At 66.3% G+C, this 7,133-nt stretch carries 7 protein-coding genes; 5 read left to right on the forward strand and 2 right to left on the reverse strand.

Annotation, left to right across the window (positions count from 1 at the left end; genetic code table 11):
• Positions 1–459 precede the first annotated feature (459 nt).
• Positions 460–999, forward strand: coding sequence for a dihydrofolate reductase family protein (locus tag ELR45_RS18755; RefSeq protein ID WP_129667799.1), 540 nt, complete (start codon positions 460–462; stop codon positions 997–999).
• 486 nt (positions 1,000–1,485) lie between these two features.
• Here ELR45_RS18755 and ELR45_RS18765 read toward each other — a convergent pair whose 3' ends face one another.
• Complete coding sequence (locus ELR45_RS18765; protein ID WP_129667745.1) at positions 1,486–2,193, reverse strand: hypothetical protein; 708 nt, start codon at positions 2,191–2,193, stop codon at positions 1,486–1,488.
• Between the two features lie 86 nt (positions 2,194–2,279).
• On the opposite strand from ELR45_RS18765, the gene ELR45_RS18770 reads away from it, so the two are divergent.
• Positions 2,280–2,729 (forward strand): MarR family winged helix-turn-helix transcriptional regulator, encoded by a 450-nt coding sequence (locus ELR45_RS18770; protein ID WP_129667746.1) that lies wholly within the window; start codon positions 2,280–2,282, stop codon positions 2,727–2,729.
• Positions 2,730–2,751: 22 nt separating this feature from the next.
• Here ELR45_RS18770 and ELR45_RS18775 read toward each other — a convergent pair whose 3' ends face one another.
• Complete coding sequence (locus ELR45_RS18775; RefSeq protein WP_205856849.1) at positions 2,752–3,744, reverse strand: hypothetical protein; 993 nt, start codon at positions 3,742–3,744, stop codon at positions 2,752–2,754.
• Positions 3,745–4,047: 303 nt separating this feature from the next.
• Here ELR45_RS18775 and ELR45_RS18780 point away from each other — a divergent pair, with 303 nt between their 5' ends.
• The 3 genes from ELR45_RS18780 to ELR45_RS18790 all read left to right on the forward strand — a co-directional run.
• A complete protein-coding gene (locus ELR45_RS18780) occupies positions 4,048–5,004 on the forward strand; it encodes an alpha/beta hydrolase (RefSeq protein WP_129667747.1) in 957 nt (318 codons plus the stop codon).
• Entirely contained in the window at positions 5,001–6,188 is a 1,188-nt protein-coding gene (locus ELR45_RS18785) for a hypothetical protein (RefSeq protein ID WP_129667748.1), read from the forward strand. Before ELR45_RS18780 ends, ELR45_RS18785 begins: the two co-directional genes overlap by 4 nt.
• A 155-nt stretch (positions 6,189–6,343) precedes the next feature.
• The coding region (locus tag ELR45_RS18790; RefSeq protein ID WP_165367911.1) for a histidine kinase at positions 6,344–7,133 on the forward strand (790 nt) is incomplete at its 3' end.

A 7,133-nucleotide genomic window follows, 5' to 3' on the forward strand; every position in this document is an offset into this window, starting at 1 on the left:
GGAATCGACATGGCTATATATTGACATCTATCAATATCTCATGTCACTCTGAGAGCTGTATCGACAGTCATCTATTTAGGAGATTCGATGCGACGGCTTTCCTGGGCTTTGGCGCGAGTGCGGCGGCGAGGGCAGATCACGTTATGCGAGTCCTGCGGATCGGTGTGTGACGGTGCGTGCCGGGCAGAGTCCAGGTACCAGCGGGAACGCGACCAAGCTGCCCTTCGCGTGGGCCGGCTGTTCTGAACGTGCATGGGGAAAGAGAACATTGATGACTGACACCACGTCTCAGACCGCAGCCGGAAAGGTGCTGTGGCATTTCTCGATCTCGCTCGATGGTTCGTGGCCGGGCCTGGGCACGACATGGGCTGGATGGCCGGCGTCAACTTCCGCCGGGGCTGGGTTGAGGAGTACGTCGCAATGCGCCACACACAATCCGGCCGAGGGATGGATCAAAGCATGCGCAAACTAGTGATGTACGAACTGCTGTCATTGGACAGAGTAGCCGAGGAGCCAGGCGACTGGATGAGCGACAGCGGTCAGCTCATCTTCGACAATCTTGGGAGGATCATCGCGCGGCAAGACGATGTGCTGATGGGCCGAGGCACCTACGACTATTGGGTGGACTACTGGCCGACATCCGACGTCGAGCCGTTCGCGACCTTCATCAATCAGACACCCAAGCACGTCTTCACCTCTGACCCCCTGACACCCGAGTGGGCGAACACTGTTGTCATCGATCGCCCGGCAACCGAGTACGTCGCGGAGCTCAAGCAGACAGACGGCGGCGATATCGGAATCCACGGCAGCATCTCCCTGGCTCAGTCCCTTCTGGAAGCGGCCCTGGTCGATGAGTTGCGGTTGGTCATCGCCGCGGCTATCGCCGGCAGCGGACGGCGGTTATTCGACACGGTGGGCCAACACCACGGCCTCGAGTTGGTGGAAGTCGAGCACACCCCGAAGAGCAGCCTGCTCTTGACCTACAACCGGGCCTCGTGACCTTCCCGGATAGCTGCCGATCTGCAGCCAGATGAGTCTCTCCTGGTTTCCGGGCTGTATCCACACGCTCGATCAACCGCACTCAAGGAGAGGATCAATGACTGCACCACGCCTCAGACCGCAGCCGGAAAGGTGCTGTGGCATTTCTCGATCTCGCTCGATGGTTCGTGGCCGGGCCGAGGCCGTCCGGACCGGGTTCGGGGCGGCGCAAGGCAAGAACCTCGAGGTTTCTCTCTGACAATCGGGGCCCAGCTCCTCGAGCGGGCCTGATCAACGAGGTAGACCTGCACGTCGTGCCACGACTGCTTGGCGACAGGATCGTCTCTATGACGTCCCCGGCGGGTCCCTGCTCCGGCTCCAGAACCTCGTCGGCGACGACCCCGATGCCGTGACGAACCTCCGACTCCGACCGACCTACGAGCACCGAAGGAGCACCACGTTCAGCAGGCGCTGGCCCGGCTTCGTCCGGAACCCGGGCTCGCTATGTCACACCCCGATTCGCTCCGGACCCGCGCTACGGGCCTCGCCCTGGGTGGTGACGGCCGCGACGTCGGGGAGCCGCTGGTCGGTGGACGATTTCGGCGCCATCCGTGTCACGGCTTTCGGCATGGGGCCGACCGTGAGGACGCGCACCTGTGTGCCGACGGTAACCACGGCGAAGGAGGCCTCGGACGGGACCTCGCCCGGGAGGACGATGTCGTGGGAGCCGGCAGCGAGTTCGCCGTCGAACACCATCATCGAGGTACTGGTGGGCTCCGGGGGCCGCCACGACGTCATCCACAGGGTCTCGACTGTGACCTGGGCGGCGTTCGGAAGCGTCACTCCGAGGGCCCGAGCGTCAGGGTCGTAGCCGATCTCGGCGCCATCGGAGGTGCCCTCGCCGGTGATGGCCTCGACCTGGGCGGCGAGGACTCCGGGAATGCCGACGAGGCCTTGAACGAACGTGACCCCAGTACTGCGCTTGGTGATTTCCTCATGCAGGAACTGCTTGGTGTCGGGAGGCACCATGCCCCCGAAGACCAAGAGGTCGAGATCGCTGACGTCGTAGTCGGTTAACACCTGGTCGAACTGATTCGTCGCGTCGGCGAGGTGCCCATTGGCGCGCATCAGGTCGACGGCGCCCACGAGAACGCTGGGGCTGCGACCGACCACGAGGACGCGGGTGGGTCCGTTGGTGGATTCCTTGGTCGACATGCGTACTCCTTATGTTGGTGGCTCCAATGTTGGTAGTACCAACATAACACGTGTTGGTCTGGCCCACAATAGGTATTGTGGGCCGCATGCCTGTGCACCATGATCAAATCAGCCGCACTCCGGACCGGGTCAACGAGCGTCCAACCTGGCTCATCAGTCGCGCCTACGCCCGCTCCTCGAGGCTCTTGGCGGCGGGCTTCGAGGCCCAAGGCGACGGGCTGCGCAGCTACCACTACCGGCTGCTCGCTGCCCTCGAGCAATGGGGGCCCGCCAGCCAGGCCGATCTCGGACGCGACACGGGGATCGACCGTAGCGACGTCACCACTGCCCTCGCCGAGCTCGAGTCGCGTCGCCTCGTCGAGCGGAAGGTCGATCCCAACCACAAACGTCGCAAGATTGTCACCCTCACGTCCCAGGGCGCCGAGGCGTTGCTCAGGCTCGACACAGTTCTGGCCGAGGTCCAAGACGCGGTGCTCGCTCCCCTGACGACAAAGCAGCGACGTCAGCTCGTCGACCTCCTGTCTCGCATCGTCTAGCGACGACCGCCGGAGCGGCAGATCAGCCATCGTCGGCCGCGGACAATGGGCCCACCAGGCTGCCTGTCCGAAGGCCACCGACCGATGATGCCGGTCCTCCCGGATCGAGAATGGGCGGAGCGAGGACGTCCGCGTCAAGGAGGCGGCGCCGGTGGTAGTAGCCGACGAGCGCCACTCCGAGAGAGATCCCCCAGAGCGGAAAGAGCACCCAGGCGAGGCCGTCGACGCCCCAGTAGTCCCAGCCGCCGACCGGCATGCCCCAGGCCTGGGTTGCGCTCACCTGCCCGGGGAAATCGACCCCGAGGCGGCCGAGCAGCATCCCCCGCCCGAAGGACCAGACGACCATTGCTGCCGAGCCACCCATGCCGAGCGGCAGCCATAGCGGTACGCGTCTGCCGCCGATTCCTGGTATCCACGAGGGAAAGCTCCGGCCCCAACGGCAGAGCAACCCGGAGGTGAGGAGCACCCCGGTCAGCGCCATGCCTGCGAGGATCGGCTCGATCCACACGTTTTCCGGCTGTGTGAGGAGCAGCCACTCGACGAACGGCTCCGGGGCACCGACGGCCCAGCCGCGGGACCAGCACAGCCGGATGACCGCGTAGGGCAGGGGCGCCAGCATGGCGACGTACGTCGCGAACCGCCCGACCCGTTCCCAGGTTCTCGACACCGCTGCCGCATGTGCCAGTCCGTCCGGCGATCGATCCGCCGTACGACGAGCCATCGTCACCGTGGCCATGACGAAGCTGGCGGCGGCGATGGGACTGGTCATCTGGAAGATCGTCGGCCAGTCCGCGTCCAGCCACGGCGCGATGCTCAGCCCGAACGGCGGCAGCAGGAACATGGCACGGCCGTCGAGGACCACCGCCACCAGGACACAAGCGAAGCCGACACCCGCAATGATCAATGCTTTCCGCCGCCCCGGGGACAGCGAGTGCCGGCGCTGCAGCAGCCACGCCAGTAGCAGCCCGATCAGGCCGGTCACGGTGATGCCCGGGCCACCGACCGACGAGTCCATGGTCACGAAAAGAGACGCCGAGTCGGGGGCATTCGGGTCCGTGCGACCGAACGGGAAGCCGACGCCACCAAATGTCCAGTAAACCCCATGACCGTCACATAGGCCGACCACCCCAATGCAACGTGGCCGGCCAATCCCGTGGCTCGGGACGACCTGGCGGGCGCTCTCACAGTCATGTGTTCACCCTGCCGACTCCACCTCCGATCCGATCTCTGCCGAAGGTCCGAGACAGGGCGGCATCTGGCGGTTGGCTCTGCCGAAAGGCGGATCGGATCCGGCCGCGCGCCGACCGAGAGTTGAGCCATGACTACTCGACCCCTGGCCGCGATCGTCGTCGCCTGCCTTGCCGCTGTGGCCTCGATCCTGCTCCTTCCCGGACGGCCGGAGGCGGGATGGCACGAGCCCTTCAGCCCCACCCTCGTCGCGCCCACCGGGGCCGATGCCGTCGGGGTCCGCTACGCGCGTCTCGACACCGGCAGGGAAGATCCGTGGCGGCCGGGCAACTCGCGAGTCGTCATGGTCGACATCCGCTATCCGGCCGCCGACGGGGAACATCCGCTTCGCCACTACGGGCTCTCCCAGCACATGTCGGAGCTGGCGATGCTTGCGTGGGCGCCGGACCACGAAGAGGGACTCGGCCTGCGCCGGAACGAGGTCAACTGGTTGTTCACCACGCACGCCCACCGGTACGCACCGCCGCGACACGGGTCCTTCCCAGTCGTCGCACTCGGCGCCCCGCCGGGCGGCATGCGCAGCTCCTTCACCGCACTCGCCGAGGACCTGGCCAGTCACGGCTTCGTCGTCGTGACGGTGGACCACCCGCACGACGCGCCGTACGTCGAACTTTGGCCGACCCGCGAGGTCGTCGAACCACAGGATGCGGTTCGCCAGCTCAATGAGGCACAGAAGCGGTCGGTCAGGGAGGCTGATCTTGCCGCGGTGGCCGACCAGGTGATGGAGCTCGATGACGAGGTCGCCCCCGTGATCGCCCCGGGGTGCACGATCGTGGTTTCCGGCACGCTGGCCGGGCAGGCTGCTCCGCTCACCGACGACCCGATGGTCGAGGCACAGATCGCGGCGTGGTATCCCCGAGTGGCCGATGCCCTCGATGATCCGCTCCGAAGTGTCACCGTGGCCGAGGGCAGATTCCGAACCGGCAGCGCCGGCCTCCGTACGGCGCTGACCGAACGGGTCACCCACGACGGCGACTGCCCGTCGGCTCGTCCGGACACCGCCAGCGTCGGTGGTGGCAGGCAATGAACCACCGCCTGCCCTGTGCTCTCGCCCTGTTCGTCTCGCTGTGCACGGCAATCGCGGCGACCGTCTGGCTGACCACACCTGACTCGTACCCCTATGGGTCGGGCGACATCGTCAGGACCGGCTTCAACTACCTGATCGAGCGGGAAGCGGGAGTTGCGATCGCGTTGACGGCCGCCGCTGCCGGCGTCCTACTGGCGATCGCCGGAATGGTCCGGCCTGCGGCACGGGTCCTCGCTGTGGGTGCCGTCGCGGAGGCGCTGTGCTTCGCATTCGTCCTGGGCGACGGCTCCATCCTGGCCGCTTTGGGATACGCCGTCGCGCTGACCCTGCCGGTCGCCGCTGTCGTGGCCCTGGTGCTGGTCGGCCGGCGACGGCCACCGATCGGGTTGCCGTTGGCGGCCATAGTGATGCTCCTCGGCGTGGCCGGGCTCGCCAACGGAACGCTGACACTGTCCACTCTGGGCGACGCTGTCGCCAACTACTACAGCAGCTTCCTGAACGATCCCGAGGGCTATTACCCACGCATGGCCTGGACTCTCGGTTGGCTGATAGGGGCGGCAGTCTGGACGTGGGCAGCCGTCACTTCGATGCGCGTGACGCGCTCCGACAACGCGTCCGAGCGTACGGCCGCATCGCGGGTGACAGCGGCCGCTCGACGATGGGGCCGGCGAGCCACGATCGCCGCCGCGCTGTGTCCGGTCCCCTACGGACTGTGTCGGCTGATGTGGCTGACTCCATGGCCTCTCGGCGGCGACGGCGTCGATGAGTTCGTGATCACTCGGAGCCTGGATATCGAGACCAGGCTCCGGGGGTTCCTCTTCGCCCCGGCGGTTGCCATCGGCGTGGTCCTGACCCTCGGGTTGATCAGTCGGTGGGGTGAGGTGTTCCCACGCTGGTTCCCGGTGGTCGGCGGCCGCGCCGTACCGGTGATGCTGGCCGTGGTCCCTGGCGGTTTGGTGGCTTCGGTCATCACGCTCGCCGGACCGGTCTCCCTCGTGGACTACATCGAATACGGCGACCCGCTGGAGTCCGCCTACGGGTTCTTCTTCATGCCGTTCCCGATCTGGGGGCCACTGCTTGGCCTCGCAGTGTTCGCCTACTGGCTGCGCCGCACCCGCGAGCCCCAGACACCAGCACCCGACGGAAAGGCAGGCTCCACTCATCACGCCGTTGCTGGGGCATGAGAAGGGCTACGGCCGGCGGCATTGAGCCGGCCGACCTCGGAAGTCACGATGACCGCCGGATACACGGCCCGGGCACTTGGCCCGGACGTGCCCTCGGCCTGCCTTGTGCGGCCGACACGAAACGCTCGCTCGCGATCCATGTCTACGCTGGGCTCGTGCCGATCCGTCCAGCCTTGTTCATCGGTTTCACGTTGCTCGCGATACCGGGTGCGTTGCTGCTCCACGATCGAGCAGGACCGGTCGGCATCTCGACTGCAGTCGCGGCGTGCGCATTGATGGCAACGATCGCGGGGTGGTCAGTCGGCCGGAAGTACCTGCATCGCGTCGCGATCGTGGCGGGAGCCGTCTCCCTCGTGATCACCGCCCTCGTCGTCTTCGCCGACATCACGATCTATGACGCCGGGATCAATCTCGGCGTGGTCGAACTGACCGCGCTCTATGTGTTGCTCGCTGCCGTCGCCCGGTGGGTGGTTCCACTTCGCTCGGCGGTGACGTCCGGGGCGGTCATCTGGATCGCGTGTGTGGCCTGGACGCTGAGGTTGATCAACTACTCGCCACCCGCTGAACCCGCGATAGACCCGTGGTCGATCACGTCTGTCAACGAGTTCTTCATCGTTCTCGGACACTTCGCGGCATCGGCAATGTTCCCTTCCATCGCGGTGGTCGTCGGCGGGCTACCTCGCTACCTCGCTCACCGCAGGAGTGAACTGATCTCCACGGTGCGCCGCGATCAACGGCTGGAGCTCGCACAAGACCTTCACGACTACGTCGCACACGACCTGACCGGCATCGTGGCGCAAGCCCAGTCGGCACAGTTCGCCCGGGCCGACGACGTCGAGCACCTGCGCGGCGCCCTCGCCCGCATCGAGGAGGTCGGCATCGCTGCACTCGACACCATGGACGGGTTCGTCCAGGTACTGCACGACGATGGCTCCGGGCCCAGTT

The organism is Phytoactinopolyspora endophytica, from assembly GCF_004138495.1.
GTDB lineage: Bacteria > Actinomycetota > Actinomycetes > Jiangellales > Jiangellaceae > Phytoactinopolyspora > Phytoactinopolyspora endophytica.

What these genes read in the sequence shown, in the direction of transcription:
- ELR45_RS18755 (WP_129667799.1), top strand. Translation starts at nt 460, where the DNA reads ATGCGCAAACTAGTGATGTACGAACTGCTGTCATTGGACAGAGTAGCC.
- ELR45_RS18765 (WP_129667745.1), bottom strand. Translation starts at nt 2,193, where the DNA reads ATGTCGACCAAGGAATCCACCAACGGACCCACCCGCGTCCTCGTGGTC.
- ELR45_RS18770 (WP_129667746.1), top strand. Translation starts at nt 2,280, where the DNA reads ATGCCTGTGCACCATGATCAAATCAGCCGCACTCCGGACCGGGTCAAC.
- ELR45_RS18775 (WP_205856849.1), bottom strand. Translation starts at nt 3,744, where the DNA reads ATGGACTCGTCGGTCGGTGGCCCGGGCATCACCGTGACCGGCCTGATC.
- ELR45_RS18780 (WP_129667747.1), top strand. Translation starts at nt 4,048, where the DNA reads ATGACTACTCGACCCCTGGCCGCGATCGTCGTCGCCTGCCTTGCCGCT.
- ELR45_RS18785 (WP_129667748.1), top strand. Translation starts at nt 5,001, where the DNA reads ATGAACCACCGCCTGCCCTGTGCTCTCGCCCTGTTCGTCTCGCTGTGC.